Annotated in this window: 16 protein-coding genes; 9 read left to right on the top strand and 7 right to left on the bottom strand. The window is 58.4% G+C overall.

All coding sequences use genetic code 11. From position 1 onward, the window contains the following. Nucleotides 1-823: 823 nt before the first annotated feature. The 5 genes from X739_RS143320 to X739_RS143340 form a co-directional block, all read right to left on the bottom strand. On the bottom strand, nucleotides 824-1,339 hold the full coding sequence (locus tag X739_RS143320; protein ID WP_023795466.1) for a DNA starvation/stationary phase protection protein: 516 nt from the start codon (nucleotides 1,337-1,339) through the stop codon (nucleotides 824-826). A gap of 70 nt (nucleotides 1,340-1,409) precedes the next feature. Further along, complete coding sequence (locus tag X739_RS143325; RefSeq protein ID WP_031252240.1) at nucleotides 1,410-2,234, bottom strand: alpha/beta hydrolase; 825 nt, start codon at nucleotides 2,232-2,234, stop codon at nucleotides 1,410-1,412. 350 nt (nucleotides 2,235-2,584) lie between these two features. Then, nucleotides 2,585-4,783, bottom strand: a complete 2,199-nt coding sequence (locus X739_RS143330; RefSeq protein WP_023795464.1) for a xanthine dehydrogenase family protein molybdopterin-binding subunit — start codon at nucleotides 4,781-4,783, stop codon at nucleotides 2,585-2,587. 3 nt (nucleotides 4,784-4,786) lie between these two features. Beyond that, a complete protein-coding gene (locus tag X739_RS143335) occupies nucleotides 4,787-5,782 on the bottom strand; it encodes a xanthine dehydrogenase family protein subunit M (RefSeq protein WP_023795463.1) in 996 nt (331 codons plus the stop codon). Between the two features lie 3 nt (nucleotides 5,783-5,785). Further along, a complete protein-coding gene (locus tag X739_RS143340) occupies nucleotides 5,786-6,445 on the bottom strand; it encodes a (2Fe-2S)-binding protein (RefSeq protein WP_023795462.1) in 660 nt (219 codons plus the stop codon). 287 nt (nucleotides 6,446-6,732) lie between these two features. On the opposite strand from X739_RS143340, the gene X739_RS143345 reads away from it, so the two are divergent. Then, nucleotides 6,733-7,377 (top strand): DsbA family protein, encoded by a 645-nt coding sequence (locus tag X739_RS143345; RefSeq protein WP_198026157.1) that lies wholly within the window; start codon nucleotides 6,733-6,735, stop codon nucleotides 7,375-7,377. A gap of 8 nt (nucleotides 7,378-7,385) precedes the next feature. Here the strand turns inward: X739_RS143345 and X739_RS143350 are convergent, their stop codons facing one another. Further along, nucleotides 7,386-8,306 (bottom strand): alpha/beta hydrolase, encoded by a 921-nt coding sequence (locus tag X739_RS143350; protein WP_198026156.1) that lies wholly within the window; start codon nucleotides 8,304-8,306, stop codon nucleotides 7,386-7,388. Nucleotides 8,307-8,527: 221 nt separating this feature from the next. Here X739_RS143350 and X739_RS1000000169475 point away from each other — a divergent pair, with 221 nt between their 5' ends. The 7 genes from X739_RS1000000169475 to X739_RS143365 all read left to right on the top strand — a co-directional run bounded on the left by X739_RS1000000169475 (nucleotide 8,528) and on the right by X739_RS143365 (nucleotide 13,527). Then, complete coding sequence (locus X739_RS1000000169475) at nucleotides 8,528-8,716, top strand: hypothetical protein (RefSeq protein ID WP_156939921.1); 189 nt, start codon at nucleotides 8,528-8,530, stop codon at nucleotides 8,714-8,716. 55 nt (nucleotides 8,717-8,771) lie between these two features. Further along, nucleotides 8,772-9,194, top strand: coding sequence for a cupin domain-containing protein (locus tag X739_RS143355; protein WP_031252237.1), 423 nt, complete (start codon nucleotides 8,772-8,774; stop codon nucleotides 9,192-9,194). A gap of 97 nt (nucleotides 9,195-9,291) precedes the next feature. Continuing rightward, nucleotides 9,292-10,242 (top strand): NADP-dependent oxidoreductase, encoded by a 951-nt coding sequence (locus tag X739_RS0135060; protein WP_031252236.1) that lies wholly within the window; start codon nucleotides 9,292-9,294, stop codon nucleotides 10,240-10,242. Next, entirely contained in the window at nucleotides 10,232-10,873 is a 642-nt protein-coding gene (locus X739_RS143360) for an HD domain-containing protein (protein ID WP_023795457.1), read from the top strand. The genes X739_RS0135060 and X739_RS143360 overlap by 11 nt, the downstream gene beginning before the upstream one ends. Nucleotides 10,874-10,883: 10 nt before the next feature. Next, complete coding sequence (locus X739_RS1000000167185) at nucleotides 10,884-11,381, top strand: SRPBCC family protein (protein WP_023795456.1); 498 nt, start codon at nucleotides 10,884-10,886, stop codon at nucleotides 11,379-11,381. Between the two features lie 375 nt (nucleotides 11,382-11,756). Next, nucleotides 11,757-12,707, top strand: coding sequence for an AraC family transcriptional regulator (locus X739_RS1000000167180; RefSeq protein WP_023795455.1), 951 nt, complete (start codon nucleotides 11,757-11,759; stop codon nucleotides 12,705-12,707). Between the two features lie 46 nt (nucleotides 12,708-12,753). Further along, nucleotides 12,754-13,527, top strand: a complete 774-nt coding sequence (locus tag X739_RS143365; protein WP_023795454.1) for an HD domain-containing protein — start codon at nucleotides 12,754-12,756, stop codon at nucleotides 13,525-13,527. A gap of 164 nt (nucleotides 13,528-13,691) precedes the next feature. On the opposite strand, the gene X739_RS1000000169470 is transcribed toward X739_RS143365, so the two are convergent. Further along, on the bottom strand, nucleotides 13,692-14,255 hold the full coding sequence (locus X739_RS1000000169470) for a hypothetical protein (protein ID WP_156939919.1): 564 nt from the start codon (nucleotides 14,253-14,255) through the stop codon (nucleotides 13,692-13,694). A 1,620-nt stretch (nucleotides 14,256-15,875) separates the two neighbouring features. On the opposite strand from X739_RS1000000169470, the gene X739_RS143375 reads away from it, so the two are divergent. Continuing rightward, complete coding sequence (locus X739_RS143375) at nucleotides 15,876-16,448, top strand: NADPH-dependent FMN reductase (protein WP_031252232.1); 573 nt, start codon at nucleotides 15,876-15,878, stop codon at nucleotides 16,446-16,448. Nucleotides 16,449-16,468: the final 20 nt, after the last annotated feature.

The following is a 16,468-nucleotide window of genomic DNA, read 5'->3' as shown; positions in this document are numbered from 1 at the left end:
CTTTGTTCGAGATTGGGCGATCATCCCATCGACGACCGCGGGAAAGATCGACAGCAACGTTTTTAATGAGGATGCGACCTCCCGGTCTTTTCGGTTCGCCGAACCCATTGCTAGAAAGCATAAGCGGGCGTGCGGCCGCGACATCGCCTGTCGAGGACGCCAGTGCGCGGGCCGCAACGCCGTTAGCGCGAACCTTTCTGGCGCTGCAAAAAATGCATTCAGGAGATTGTGAAAGAAAGACTTGCGGTCTCGTGTCAGTTAACCGCATCGAGCAATGAAATTGTGCCGTTCGGCCGAAATCTGTACCCCTCACGGTTCAGCTCGTTGCATTGCAGCACGTTGGCGACGCCGAATGCGCTCAAGCAAAAGGAGGCAGACTGGCAACTTTGCGGCTTGGCGGATTGGGCGCCCCAACAAATTCGACTGAGGCACGTCACGTTTGGTGCCACAACCGAGCAAGGTGATCCGACTTGCGTCAACTTCCGTGCTTCGCGCCCCGGGACCGGTGTTGATAAGCCAAAGCGCGTTTCGAGTGGGCCGCGCTTCGATCAACGCCGTGCTGACGTTTAGGTACTGCGATTTGTGGCTAAAAATGAGCCGCGCCTGTCAAACAGTACCGGAATCGGAAATTCTGAGTTTCTGCCGAACGGCGGCGAGTTCGGTAAGTGCGGTTAACCTAGCCTAGGCGTTTTTTGCGCCTTCGTGATTTGGCCATAGGAAGCCGGGAGACCGCCTTGCATCTCGCAATATCAACCATACGCGTCTCGAATAGCACATGCCCGCAAGCACCGGATGTCTCTCACTCGTGTGCGAGGTATCGATATTATACCCGTCGGCTTGCCTCGAATAGGAACCAGATGCGGTTTTCCGCTTCGTCGATCCACGGCTCGAGCAGGCTCGCCGTGGCGACATCGCCATACACGTCGCATAGCGAATGCACCTCCCGCATGCGGGTAACGATCTCCGCATTGTCTTGCCGCAGCTCCGCCAACATGTCGAACGGCGTCACGAAGTCGGCGTCATTGTCCGAAACGCGTTGCAGCCGGGCGATATGACCGATCGACCGCAACGTAGTACCGCCGAGCTTACGCACCCGCTCCGCAATCGCGTCCGTGGTGGTGAGGATTTGAGCGGCCTGCTCGTCCAGCATGAGATGATAGTCACGGAAATGCGGGCCCGAAATATGCCAATGGAAATTCTTGCTTTTCAGGTATAGCGCGAGCATGTCGGCCAGGAGCGCATTAAGCGCGCCGGAGAGGTCTTGCGTGGCACTGGCCCCGATTGTGTTCGGCGTCCGTAACGGCGCGATGCGCCGCTTCTTCACATCCTGGTCGTTCACCGTCGTTTTCCCTTTCGCCTTGATCCTGACGAGCGCCCCTCAGAGCCGCTCGTCAGCGTCGCACCAGTGCTCATGCTTGAATAAAGGCAAGGAGATCCGGATTGATAATCTCGGCATGGCTCGCAAACATGCCGTGCGGCAGACCCTTGTAGACCTTGAGCGTACCGTTCTTCGCGAGCTTGATCGCGAGTTCCGCGGCATCGCCGATCGGCACCACCTGGTCATCGTCGCCGTGCATGATGAGGAGCGGTACATCGATCTTCTTGAGATCCTCCGTGAAGTCCGTCTCCGAGAACGCCTTAATGCATTCATACTGTGCGAGTGCGCCGCCCATCGTTCCCTGACGCCACCAATTCCGGATTAGCCCTTCCGATACCTTTGCTCCAGGTCGGTTGAAACCGTAAAACGGACCGCTCGCTACATCGAGATAGAATTGCCCGCGGTTTGCCGCGAGCGCCGCGCGAAAACCGTCGAACACCTCGATCGGCGTGCCACCCGGATTCGCCTCGCTCTTCAACATCACCGGCGGTACGGCGCTGATGGTCACGGCCTTCGCGACCCGGCCCTTGCCGTGGCGGGCGACGTAGCGCACCACCTCGCCGCCACCGGTGGAATGACCGACATGGATTGCGTTTTTGAGGTCCAGCGCTGCTGCAAGCTCCGCGACGTCGGACGCATAGGTGTCCATATCGTTGCCTTTGGCGGTCTGGGTGGATCGTCCGTGTCCGCGCCGATCGTGCGCGATGACGCGATAGCCCTTTTGAAAGAAAAACAGCATCTGATTGTCCCAGTCATCAGCACTGAGCGGCCAGCCGTGATGAAATACAATGGGCTGCCCCGAGCCCCAGTCTTTGTAGAAGATCTGCGTGCCGTCTTTCGTCGTGATCGTGCTCATTTTCATACTCTGGTCTCCTGTTTCGCTGGTGGTGTTGGTGAACCGGGCGGACTTGTCCAATGCGGCGAACGTCGCGGTGGGGAGACTGGCTGCGGAGATAGCGGCTGCGGCGCTCAGCAGAACGTCGCGACGCGTTGCGCGCGCGACAGCTGACCCTGTCTTTCTCATCGTCATCCCACTTTCGGTGGTAAATCTGCCAAAAGGCATCACATAATCCTTAGTTTGGGGTGGAGGATCTCTCTGCGCGGATTGAGTGCAGATGGCGAGCGCTCGCATTATTTCGCTCCAACTGCGTATAGGGTGCAGGAGTAGAGCGGCTTGTAGATATCGTCGGACCTACAAAGCTGTACCTAGAGCAGGTGTTCGATGCGGATGGGTAGATCCCGAAGACGCCGCCCCGTGGCATGGAATACCGCATTAGCGATAGCCGGCGCGACGCCCGTCATGGTCACCTCGCCAAGCCCCTTTACCCCGGCGCTGTTGAAGGTCGTATCGGGGTTGTCGATGAACACCGCTTCGATGCTGCCGATGTCGGCATTCACCGGTACGACATATTCGGCTAAATCGGCATTCAGGAAGCCGCCATATCGTGGATCGACCTCGCTTGCTTCCCGCAACGCCGCACCGATTCCCCACACCACGCCACCGCGAACCTGGCTGGCTGCTGTGCGCGGGCTCATCACACGGCCACAATCGGCGACGCTGACCACGCGCGGCACCCGGATGCGCCTTGTGCCCGGCTCGATATGGACCTCCACGAAATGAGCGATGTAACTGAAGGTGACAAAGCTGCCATAAACCGGACCGCCAATGGAGGGCAGTCCCGCGCGAAGGCGTCCGTAGATGGCATCGGGTTGGCCGGGCGCCTTTCTCTGCACTTCCACTTCGAGCGAAGGCCGGCCCGCTGCCTTGAGTATCTCAGCCGGAGTGCGGCCGGCTAGGCCATCAGACGATAGCTCGGCGAGTGCCTTCAGCATGGCCTCGGCGGCGTCCTCGACTGTGGGAATGGCGGAGGCTGTGCCCCAAGAGCCGGCGGTGAGGTGCTGCGGAGCAGCGCGGGTGTCGCCTATGATGGCTGTTATCCTTGCTGCGGGAACGCCAAGCTTGCGGCTGACTGCGTTGGCAAGCGCGGTGCGAATTCCCTGTCCCATCTCATGGCCGCCGATGCTGATAAGCACTTCGCCATCGTCCGTCACCTTCAGATACGCGATGGCTGGCACGATGATGCCGGGATAGGCGCCGATCGCCACCCCCCAGCCGATCTCGGTGCCGTTCTGGCCGCGCATCGATCGCGGTGCCACTGAGCGCTCCGCCCAGCCGAAAAGCTCTGCGCCGCGGCGCAAGCATTCGCCAACGTGGCGGGAGGAGAAGGGCAAGCCGGTTGCTGCGTCGGTAGTGGTGTCGTTCGCCAACCGCAGCGCCACCGGATCCTGGCCTAGCGCGTAGGCCAGCTCATCGACGCCTGACTCCATTGCAAAGCAGGCCGGATGCTCGAATGGTGCTCGCATATAGCCAGGCGTTTGCACGTCGGTGCGGGTGAGCCGCTCCGCTCCGCGGAAACTCGCGAAACCATAGAGGCGCGAGCTCGTCGCGGTATATTCTCCGGGAAACAAGTCGTGCCGGGAGGTCTGCGCATTGACCTCGTGGATAGCCGCCAACATCTTGCCGGACTTGTCGGCACCCAGACGGATAAGGTGCCGACTCGCCGGGCGAAAGCTCGCGTCATGGAATACACCCGCTCGCGGGACGACGAGCTTAACCGCCCTCCCTGTCGCACGTGCGGCGACAGCCGCCAGCACCGTCTGCATCTGCAGCGAGTTCTTCTGACCGAAGCCGCCGCCAACAAAAGGCGAGATCACGTCGACCCGCTCGGCATCGATCCCCAAAGCCCTCGCCACGCCATGACGGATGGCTTCTGCATTTTGAGTTCCCTCATGGATGATGAGTTTGTCGCCACGCCATTCGGCGACCGTCGCGATCAGTTCGATCGGGTTCTGGTGTTGCGGCGGGCAGTTGAACAATGCCTCAATCTTAACCGGTGCATTCGCAAAGGCCTTGTCGGCGTCTCCCGCGGCAATTTCGGGGATGAAGTTCTTCAATGGGGTGTCGGCCTGATTGACGATCTCGACGCCCTCGGCGTCCAATGTGACGCTAAAGGGTTCCTCAGCATAGCTGGCCTCGACGAGATGCGCCGCCGCGACGGCCGCCTCGAGCGTGTCAGCGGCAATCAACACGATCGGCTGGCCACGATAGGCGATGGCCGGCGACAGCATGGGCTGGAAGCTCTGGAAGCCATATCCGCCTCCCATGACAAAGCCGGCAGATCGCGCCCCCCCGACCGTCTCATGCGTGAGTACCAGACGCACCCCACGCACGGCACTGGCCGCCTTGGTATCAAGGTTGGTGATCTGGCCCTTGCCGATGGTCGAGACGGCGAAGGCGGCGTGAAGCATCCCGGGCCTAGAATCATCCGCACCATAGATCGGCAGGCCGCGGACCTTGTCATGGGCATCGACGCGAGGGATGTCTGGAAATGGCGTCTCGTTCATGGCTTAAGCTCTTCCTTTCGCGATCATCAAGGCGTCGGCGACCGTGCGCGCGCCAAGCTCGATGCGGAAGCCGTTGTCACGGCCAGGCTTTGCCCCCTGCAGCGCCGCGTCGCCGGCCTCGCGGGCGATCTGCGGAGTGAGTGGCTTGCCGATAAGCACCTGCTCGGCAGCACGGGCACGCCAAGGCCGCGTAGCGAGCCCGCCTATGGCGATGCGCGCCGCCCGGACGGTGTCGCCATCCATGTCCAGCGCCACTGCCGCCGAGGCAAGCGCGAAGGCATAGGATTCCCGATCACGGATTTTGTGATAGGTCGAGGCCCGAGCTGCCGCCGTCTTGGGTACACGGATACGCATGATCAGTTCGCCGGGTTGGAGCGTAGTCTCGATCTCGGGGGTAGTGCCCGGCTCACGATGAAGCTCCTCAACAGCGATACTACGCTGGCCTGTTGGGCCGAGCACATCAATCCTGGCGTCGAAGGCGACGAGCGCAATCGCGAGGTCGCCCGGATAGACGGCAACGCAGGCATCGCTCCCGCCCAGCACCGCATGGCCGCGGTCGATGCCTTGCTGAGCGGCACAGCCGCTACCTGGCTTGCGCTTGTTGCAGGGGAAAGGCTCGCCGCCGCGGAAATAGGCACAGCGTGTACGCTGCAGAAGGTTCCCGCCCAGCCTTGCCATGTTGCGGAGCTGCTGCGAGGCAGCCCGCCAGAGCGATTCCGAGAGTGCCGGATATTCCGCCACGATCTGTGGATGGGCCGCCACATCGCTCATTCGAGCCAAGGCGCCGAAGACCAGTTCAGGTCCGACGGTATCGATGCCTTCCAGATCCGTCAGGCCGGTGATATCCACGACGCTGGTCGGCGTCTCGATGTTGAGCTTCATCAGATCGTAAAGCGTCGTGCCCCCGGCCAGGAAACGCGTGCCGCGCCCGCCATCAACCGTACCGGCCCGGACTGCATCCGCTGAAGTCGTCGCTCGCGTGTAGGTAAAAGGTAGCATGGCTCACGCCCCTCGCATCTTCATGGCGGCATCCTCGATAGCGGCGACGATGCCGACATAAGCACCACAACGGCAGATGTTGCCGCTCATGTATTCCCGGATTTGTTCGGGCGAGTTGGCGTGGTCCTCGTGGACACAGGCCACGGCCGCCATGATCTGACCCGGCGTGCAATAGCCGCACTGCAATGCATCATGATCGATGAAGGCCTGCTGCATTGGATGGAGGCCGTTGTCGCCATCGGTCAATCCTTCGATTGTCATGACCTCCCGCCCATCAACCTGAACAGCCGGCGTCAGGCACGAGACAACGCGACGTCCGTCGAGGTGGACCGTGCACGCGCCGCACTGTCCATGGTCACAGCCCTTCTTAGCGCCGTTGAGCGCCAGGCACTCGCGCAGGAGATCGAGCAGTGATGTACGCGGATCTAGAGCGATGGTCTGGGACCGACCGTTCACGCGCACCGCTATGGACACGACATCATCCCCTACAGCCCCGACAGCGACGGTATTGCTTTGGGCTTCGACGCCGCTCGGCGCGTTCAAAAACCCCGCCAGCCTGCTCGCGCTGGCGATGCTTGCGCCGGCGATGAGAATCGTGCGGCGATCCGGTCCGAAAGACCGGACGCCACTCGATAGTGCCTCTGAGCTGTGATCTTCGATCATCTTCGTCTCCGTTCAATCCGGGGAGATCGACTACTGAGCAACCTTTTGCGTGTTCGTTCCGTCATAGCGTAGCGAGTACTAAGCCTGCCGGGCAGCATCTGCTTTTTTCAAATTGCGAAAAACAGTCGGCTATTGCTGAAACGGTTTCCGAGTTCTCATTTGCGCATTGCGGATTTGCGGCTTTCAGCGGAGACCTGGGAGTAGTCAGTTCCTTAGTACTGGCTGAGTTTCGTCGCGTTAAAGGCGCGGCGGCCATTGGCCGCTGCGGCCGTCGAAGGATGCCGCACATGGAAGAAATGCCAGATGCAGTTCCGCCGGCCGAACTCCAGACGGTCGATGGATCGAGCGGAGCGCGCCGGGTGCTCCACTGGTATGACTTTCTGTGCCCGTTCTGCTATGTCGGACAGCAGCGCAACACGATCTTCGAAAGCTACGGCTTCGAAGTGGCGGACATTCCGTTCCGGGCTCATCCGGACATTCCACATGATGGGCGTGCCGTCGGTGCGCGCAGCGGCGCCATTTACGCATATATCGAGGAGGAAGCGCGAATAGCGGGCCTGCCGTTGGTCTGGCCGAACCGCCTGCCCAACACCCTTATGGCGTTGGCCGCGGCCGAATGGACTCGGCGCCACGCGCAGAAGTCTTTCCCGGCACTTCAACGGACACTTTACGCAGCCCACTTCGCCCTGGGTGAAGACCTCGGAGATCAGGGGGTCATCGACCGCTACGCGGCCGAAGCGGGCGTGGACATTACGGCGATGCATGCCGCGCTCGACAATGGCAGCGCTTTTGCCCTCGTCGATCAGTCTGAAGCACTCGGGACGAGACTGGGCGTTCGTGGGACCCCGGCATGGTTCGTCTCAGATCGCCTTATCGCTGGCCTTTATCCGCGTGAGCAATTCGAGCGATTGGCGCAAATTCTAATCGCCTGAATGCGGGGTTAACCAAGATTTTGCACGATGTGCGCGACTATCTCTCGCTCTGCGGCTTGCGCGACGCGAGATCTGTCAACGGCAAGGAAGTTGTGTGGCGTTCCCGCGTAAATGCGAAGGTCGGTCGCGACGCCAGCCCGGTTCAACCGCTCGGCATAACGGATGCTTTCATCGAGATAGAGATCAAGCGCGCCAACCAGGACAAGCGCTGGTGGTAGTCGTGAAAGATCCTCCTCCCGGGCAGGCGCCGCCATCACGGGGGTGTCTGGTCCGCCGGGCACGCAAGTGAGCACGGATTCCCAGCCGAAGCGGTTGCTCTGGCGCGTCCACACATAGGCGCCTGTGACGGGATTGGCCTCGGCTTCATCGACAGTGCGATCGTCCAGCATCGGATGCAGTAACACCTGAAACGCGAGGCGGAGTCCCCTTTGGTTGCGTACCGCGATGGCGAGTGCAGCTGCGAGACCACCGCCGGCGCTGTCGCCCACCACGCCAATCTTTCCCGGGGCGAGACGCTTGCGCAGCCAGTCCAGCGCCAACAGGCAGTCGACAAACGCGGCGGGGAAAGGATACTCGGGCGCCAAGCGATAGTCGGGCGACGCGACCAGACAGCCTGTCTGGACGGCAAGCCGCTGCAGGAACGATAAAGCCAGTTCCGGGCGGCCAAGGACATAGCCGCCGCCATGCACGTGGAGCACGCCGCCACGAGGCTCGTGGCCCACTGGTCGCACTGTCAGGATGCGAACATCGCCGCCTTCGGGCCGCATGACGTGCGCGTTGAAAACCTCGGTTCGCACGCCGTCAATCGAATCAAGCGGCGGTGGCTCATGGTTGCGGGCATCGCGGCGTGCCTGTTCCACTGTCACATCGTTGAGACTGAACGACGCAAACGACGCGGCGAGGTCACACATCTCAGGGTCCAGCATCATATCGGAATCCATGTGATCATCAAATGTCGGGTGTTCGCCTGGTGGGTGTCGTCAGAGTCCCCGTCTCAAGCAATAGGTGCACTGATCGGGCGTCGGCAGATCGGAAATCACTGCCGGACCTCAACGGCAGAATGGAGAAGTAGCGTTCGAAATCTTAGGTGTGCTGCGCTCCACACTGAAGAACTGCGTGCAAGCTGCATCCGTTATGCAGCAACAAGCGAATGTTCCCGGCAATTTCAGAAAAGCAGCAGCCGGAACAAAAGGCTAACGAAGGCTTGGAGCCGCAATTACGGCACACGCATTTCCTTGTGGCGGGGCTCTTCAAAGCAGACCGATCAGAATGGGCCATACAATCAGCGCTGCCGATCGGTCGAACGCTCGATGCTTCTCAGGAGAAATCAGATGAGTGAATCTATGTATTGCAATGTTGCGAGACCGCCGTGCTTCAAGCACGATGACAAAGCAATGAAAAAAGTAACTCGAACGGGGTTCTCGGGGCTGGTGTTGGCGGCGCTGGCATTAGCGATTTCACCGGGGTTTGCGCAGAATGTGGAGAAGGTGAGCGTCGTCTTCGAGCATGTAATCCCGAACGCGAAAGGAAAGCGCATGGTTGCCGTCGTCGTGACCTATCCTCCAGGCGCTAAATCGCCGGCCCATCACCATGCCCAGTCGGCCTTCGTTTATGCTCACGTGTTGTCAGGTGCTATTCGCAGCCAGGTCAACGACGAGCCCATTAGAGTCTACCAGGTCGGCGAAGGGTTCTACGAGGCGCCCGGCTCGCGTCACAGGATCAGCGAGAACGCAAGTGACAAGGACCCTGCCAGCCTGTTGGCAGTCTTCGTCGTCGATTCCGAGGATAATCCCCTCACTACGCCGGACCAGAAGTAGGAAGAGGATAAAAGGCCTGACGCGATAGCGCAAGGAACATAGTGTGACCCATAACAGCATCGCTCCCCAAGGCAGCGAGAACCAGACTCGCTCATCAATGATGGCTTGGCGCGTTCATGAGTTCGGGCCTCCAAGCGTTATGAAATTCGAGCGAGTCCCTCGGCCCAATCCCGGTCCTGGTGAGGCCCTCGTCAAAGTTGGAGCCGCCGGCGTTGGTCCATGGGATGGTTGGATTAGGGCCGGCAATAGCGCTTTGCCGCAGCCACTCCCCCTTACTCCAGGCTCTGATCTGTCTGGTGAAATCGTCGCCATGGGCCCAGGGGTATCGGACCTGAGAGTTGGGGATCAGATCTATGGGGTTACGAATCCCCGGTTTATCGGCGCCTATGCCGAGTATGCTCTGGCCTCCGTATCGATGATCTCGAGGAAACCCAAGTCGCTAACCTACATTGAGGCTGCCTCTGTCCCTGTCGTTGCCGTCACGGCATGGCAAGCATTGTTTGATCAAGCCCAACTCAAAGCAGGCCAATCGGTGGTCATTCACGGGGCAGCAGGAAACGTTGGAGCTTATGCGATTCAGCTGGCCCGTCGTGCCGGCCTGCGAACAATCGGGACCGCAGCAACGGATGACATCCCCTTGTTGCGCAAGCTCGGCGCGGACACTGTGATTGACTTCCAGGTCCAACGCTTTGAGGAAGAGGTTGCAGATGCCGACGCTGTGATCGATCTGGTCGGCGGCCTAACACAAAATCGTTCGTTTCAGGTCCTTCGTCGAGGCGGCAAGCTGATTTCGGCAGTGTCCCCTCCTGATCAACATATTGCGCAAGGCCTTGGCATCGAAGCCGCGTTCTTTCTGGTCAATGTCACTAGCGACCACCTGGCAGAGATCGGTCGCCTCATCGACGATGGAATGCTGAAAACGCGTGTGGGTGCTGTGCTGCCACTCTCCAATGCGCGCGAGGCTCACTTCATGTTGGAGAATTTACTGACAAAGCCAAAAGGAAAGATCGTCCTTACGCTTGACGGAGAAGGAAATCATGACAGGTAAAGACATCTCAGGGATCAACATCCCGGACAGCAAAATGGCGAGAGAGGTGACGCAGTTCATTCGGGACACAGAAAGCGATTTCCTGTTTCGCCATTCCACTCGGGTTTATTTTTGGGCCGCTCTGGCAGGGCGGCAAAAAGATCTGATCTTTGATTCGGAATTGCTTTATACGGCAGCGATGTTCCACGACGTCGGACTCACACACGGCTACCACGAGAGCCAGCTACGCTTCGAAGTTGATAGTGCAAATGCCGCGCGTGAATTTCTGCGGAGCCACAGCATCTCTGAAAGGAATATCGAGAAAGTGTGGGCTGCCATCGCCCTTCACACAACCCCCGGCATTCCGGAACACATGCACCCAGAAATCGCCTTGGTGCAGGCAGGTGCGGGAATGGATGTCGCTGGCGTCGGTTACGATAGCTTCACGGATGAGCAGCGTTACGGGGTCACCTCTGCTTATCCGCGTGGCGACTTCAAGCATGAGATCATAGAAACATTCTACCAAGGGATGAAGCACCGGCCTGACAGCACGTTTGGCACCTTCAATGATGATTTTCTCGCATTCAAGGAACCAAACTTCCAACGCGCGAATCTCTGCAGTATTATCCTAAGTTCCCATTGGAATAACTGAATTCATCGGGATGACTTACTTGCCTTTCGGACGAACATTTGGGACCATTGACGAGTGCATCGTCATAAAGCGACCCGTCGAGCATGTCTTCTCCTTCTACGACGATTTTCGAAATCTTCCGAATTTTCTGGGTGACGTCGTTCGGATCCAGGTCGTGGGCGACTTTACCTCTCGCTGGACCGTCCAAGCGCCGCTAGGCCTCGCACTGAACTGGACCGTTATCGTCACGGACAACCAGCCAAACAGCCGTGTTGCGTATCGGACAGTTTCGATGGCCGCGTCCGTATGTTGGGATGTCACCTTCTCGCCTGGCCCGCAAGCCGATACAACATTGGTGCGCGAGGTGATGTCGATGCCCGGCGGGCTGATTGGCAGAGCCGTGCTTGGCGCGATCGGCAAGCCGCCGGCGAAAGAATTGCGCGCCAATCTCAAGCGTCTCAAAGAGTTTCTCGAGACCGGCCATGTGTCAACAATGGACTACGCGATCACGGGTAAATTCTCCCCCTGACAGATCTCCTGAATGTCAGCCATGACGATGCTTTGTCCCGACGCGACCTCCTGAAAACGGCTCCCGAGAGCGCTTTGGCTGGGCGAGCGAACTGACTGATGGTTCTTCCCCACTGTTTGAATGGTGCCGAAGTCTCCTGACTGTGGTAGCAATGGTCGTTTCCATTTCGCAGCCCCTAGGGGCCTAGTGTCGTTTCGATAGCCCAGCGCGGCTACGCTACTGCCGCACCTAAAGATCAACGGTGGCTGGAGAACCAAGAAGGCGTTTAGCAAGTAGCGCCTGTTCCGGACGCTTGCACCCAGGGCTGCCATCGATCTGGGTGGATAATACCTTTTCCACTCAGCAATCACTCTGGAACTAGTAGTATACTGAGGTATGAGCCTGCAACCCTACAAGCTTATAAGAAATACAGCGGTATACTTGCGTATCTTCAGCGTCAAACTATTCTTTCATGATATTTCGACAGATCGATCGGCACAGGCGCAACTAGGCCGGGCGATGGGTGGCAACGTGCAAGGCGCGAATCAAATCAAACACAACCTCTGCAATATCATTTTGGATGAAGCAGGATACCGAGCAATGTCTGTCCGTTCCCTTACTGGATCTCTTACGACAAGTGCCCCCATTGCTGCGGTCGTTCTTGCGACGAGCGTGTCGCGCAAGGCGGACCGTACGGTAATGCCGACCAGGCCGGTTCATCTTTTGCGAAACGTCAACCCGGGCTCTTCCATCAGGATTGACCTGCCGCACATTGAGGTCGTGCTGTCGCTGTCGGCAGAGGCAGCCGACCGACATGCGAACGGTCCCGACTTCCCAATCACACTCACGTCGGATGCCGAGTTCGCTGATCCCGTCATGAAACATTTGCTTGACCACCTTGACAAGTCGCAGGGCGACGAGAACGGCGACAGCGTTTACGCTGATGCCATCCGCCTCGCCCTTGTTGCACGCTGGCTTAAATTGCGTTCGCACGAGCAGCAACTTGATGTTGGGATGCAGAAGTGGAGGCTAAAGCGCGCGCTGGCCTACATTGAAGAGCATATCGACGAATGCATCTCGCTGGCCGACCTGGCCGGGGCGGCCGGGTTCAGTCGCATGTACTTTGCCTCGCGTTTCCGCGCTGCGACCGGTGTACGTCCCCACGACTACATTCTTCGCAGACGCATCGAACGAGCGAAAGTTCTGCTTGCACAGGGTAACGGCTCCTTAGTTGATGTCGCCCTCAGTGTCGGCTTCCAGACCCAGGCGCACTTCACGACCGTTTTCAGGAGGTTTATTGGCACGACGCCTGGCCGCTGGCGGGCGGCTAATCAACAGTCTGTATGACGGATCTTGGTCAGCTTGATCCACACGCAAGTAGAAAGTAAAACCCATGAAAGTCCCTAAAATTTTCACTCTTGTCTATACTACCCTCGGCTTTTTGATTGCCGGGATCGTCTTCGCAATGGGCGGTCACGGCGAAACTTTCCGGGCTAATATCGGCCAAACAGGGTCAAACTCCGTCCATGAGGTTCCTGGCGCACAAATTCCCAAAAGCAAATTGGCCCGCGACGCAGCTCAATTCGTTCGCGATACCGAGGGCGATCTCCTCTTTCAGCACTCCACACGCGTCTATCTTTGGGCTGCCTTGACTGGCAAACGCGAGGGTTTGGCTTTTGACCCGCAACTTCTTTACGTGGCGGCAATGTTTCATGATTTCGGCCTGACGGCTGCGTACAAAGACAGCCACTTGCGATATGAGGTTGATGGCGCGAATGCTGCACGCGATTTTTTGCGGAGTCATGGCATTTCAGAGGCTGATAGCGAGAGAGTCTGGTTGGCGATCGCGTTGCACACGACAAATGGCATTTCCGCGCATCTGTTTCCCGTCGCTGCACTTGTTGCTGAAGGTGCCAACATGGACCTTGTAGGCGCCGGTTATGACGACTTCACCGCCGAGCAGCGGGACGCCGTCGAGGCGGCCTATCCGCACACGGCACAATTCGCAGAGGATTTCCTGCAAGCGCTTTACAACAGTCTTAAGCATCGTCCTGAAACCACCCAGGGCACCGGCTTGGCAGATGTATTGGCCTACAAGGATCCTCATTTCAGCCGTAGAGACTTCAGTAGTCTAATGCGCAACTCCCATTGGGTTGCCGGTAGATGATTGGGAGCCCTACGGTTGACATTTAGTTGAATCGGCTTGGATCCGGCACATGGACCCGATACATTCTACGGGCTGGACTCAGGGCTCGCTGCACTTTAACTGATGGATCGCAAAGATGGCAAAGGTCGGGCCGGACAGAGTGGGGTGCTTCGTCTGCACGACGCCTACATAGCTGGCCTCGGCGGGCGTGTGTTCTGGTTGCACATAGCGACCCGGCAGGGACCATCACTTGTCTTGATCGTGGTCCTCACCTTGAACTGCCGCGCGCTGCAACTCCGATCCGAATCTATGTAAGTCCCATAGCGCAGCAATCCTTTGATATTGGTGGAGCGCCAACGCAGGATGGCGCCCCCCGATGACTGCAGCGCTGCCCGTGTTTGGTCGCAGGTCATTTTGGTGATGTCATACCGCTTTAAGTCTGCGGCATGACTCGCAATGGCGCCGCTTGCCACTTGAGTGAGAATGAGGAGCGGGAGCACAAACCGCATTGGTTGTTTCATGAAGGATTCTCCTTTGGTGATTTGTCCCAACTCAATAATGCGATGGGCCAAAAGAATATTTCCATGAAAACCGCTGTTTTCGAGAAGGAACGTTGCTGGCCGTTGGGCACGTAACGTGGCAATGACTGTCGGATTTCCGCCACTTCGCTTTCCAACCACGCGCGTCGCTGCACAGCGTGCGATCCAGATCAAGCAACGTTCCACCAGCCCGGCAAATTTGACGAACACAGCAGTGATCGTGCGTCATTCGGCTGAATGGTTAGCTGGCTGCTCATATGGCGAGGATGATAGAGGCAATGGCCGGGGACGTTGAATCGACGGGGATTTATGGCTGGGCTCAAAGAACAAGAGCCAGGTGGTTCGGGTCGCCGAGATCAAGGAGAGGTTGCCGATCGACGGGACCGATCCGCGCCGACTTCACCTTGCCTTTGCAAGCGCGTTGCCAGAGGGTTCCATGTAACTCGCGAAAGCTCTCTACGATCGCGGCCTTTGTTCTGTAGGTCAGCGAGCGACGGCGGCTCCGGGTAGACAGCCAGCACCTCTCGGCCTAGCGGCGATAGATTTCCCCGGTTGGAGTGGGCCTGATGCGCCAGGCCGATGTATGCGCCAAGTTACTCGCGATGTCTTCCCCGCCGCAGCAGTTCGAAGCCAACAGGCGCCCAGGCATCTACAGGTCTGATCGTCGGATAGAGCTCGCATGGGAGGGAACTGCGATGCTCAGGATCATTCACACCGGGGGGGACGACGGCTGGATCCAGATCTCCACTTACAGGAACCATGCAGACGCCTGGGCTTCTCGGATAATCGCGGAAGACGAGCGCAAGGTCTTTTCGGAATGCCGGCGAAATTGCGATATTGCCACAACCGGACGACTTCCCGGCGGAGCCGGCTCGATGCATGCAATAGTGATCACCCTGCAACCCAGAGGCACTAATTTCGGCATGCCAGCGGGACTGTCACACCACTCCTGATGTGGAAAGCGGATAATATTTCCACCTTTGCCGAAGCAGCAGAGTTCCTTCTCGAAAACAGGGGGTTGAATGGAAATACATGGAGCTCCGGGGAAAGCTAATCAATTGTAGTTCAAGATCCCGGAGAGAGCCTATGACGAGACCCGATCGGATTCACCACCCCGTGGTGGGTATGGCAAAAGGGGATCTGAGGACTGCTACCCGTAGCTTAGTGGCCAAGTGGTTCGCCGAACGCAGTCGCACCATTGGTTACCCGGATGAGGCTCTCAAACCTGCAAACTTCGGCACATTGGAGCCTTACCTTGCTGAGGCAGCTATTGTGGAGCGAGGGACCGATTTCCTGTTTCTGGAATGGGGTGCTGCAATGGATGTGCTCTGTGGTGGCAATCGCCTAGGCCACATGCTGTCAGCGCTGCCCCAGCCCAGTCGTGGCTATCTACGTCGTGTGTGCGTCCGGGCAGCTGCATCAAGATCGCCGGCTGTCAGCCGCGCAACTTGGGTCCTGGGTGGCGATATATGGCGTTGTGTCATCATAGCGCTGCCCACAGATGTTGACGTCGATTTCGGCGTGCGACGGTTGGTGGTGGCGCTGCTATTCACCCCCTACCCACCACTCGCTTGGGATAAGTCGCCCGATGGATTTGGCTGGCCAGCGGCCGTGCTCCGGGGCGGAGTACACCGGATTGGAGCCGCTCAACCTACCATTGTCCGCCGACCAAGCAATTGGCGAAAAATGACATCCATCGTTCAGCGGTTTTTTTCAGAGGTAAGGCCCAGGTGACTGGTGAACCGCCCACGTCCGAGCCGGAATCGGCCAGGCGAAGTGGCGATGGCGTTACTCGCCGCATCGCAATTCTACCATCCGCAGGAGTCTAAAATGACAAAATACCAAGTCGGCTATCTCATTGGCAGCGTCGCCAAATCTTCAATCAATCGTAAGCTTGCGGAGGCAGTTGTCCATCTCTCTCCTCAGGAACTGACGATGTCGGAGATTTCATTCAGAGATTTGCCACTCTACAGCTACGACTACGACGACGATTTCCCCGCTGTAGCGAGGGACTTCAAAGCTGCTATTGATGGTGTTGACGCCGTCTTGTTCGTGACTCCCGAATATAATCGATCAATACCTGGTGGCCTAAAAAACGCCATCGATTGGGCAAGCCGGCCGTACGGCAGCAATTCGTTCAGTCAGAAACCGTCCGCGATTATCGGCACCTCGCCCGGAGCCGTTGGAACCGCGGTCGCGCAACAAGCCCTTCGTACCGTGCTTAGTTTCTGTAACTCGCCCCAAATGAACACTCCCGAGGCCTACATCCAGTTCAAGCCGGGTTTAATCAACGATAATGGTGTAGTGACCGACGAAAGCACTGCGGAATTTTTGCGCAAGTTCATGGAGGAGTTCCATATGTTTATTGCCCGGGTGACATCGGTGCTGCCCCCGGGCGCCTGAAAATATCCTTATGTAGGACC

Source organism: Mesorhizobium sp. LNHC209A00 (genome assembly GCF_000502915.1).
Classification (GTDB): domain Bacteria; phylum Pseudomonadota; class Alphaproteobacteria; order Rhizobiales; family Rhizobiaceae; genus Mesorhizobium.
Note: the sequence above shows the minus strand (reverse complement) of the source record. Positions and strands in the feature narration are given on the sequence as shown.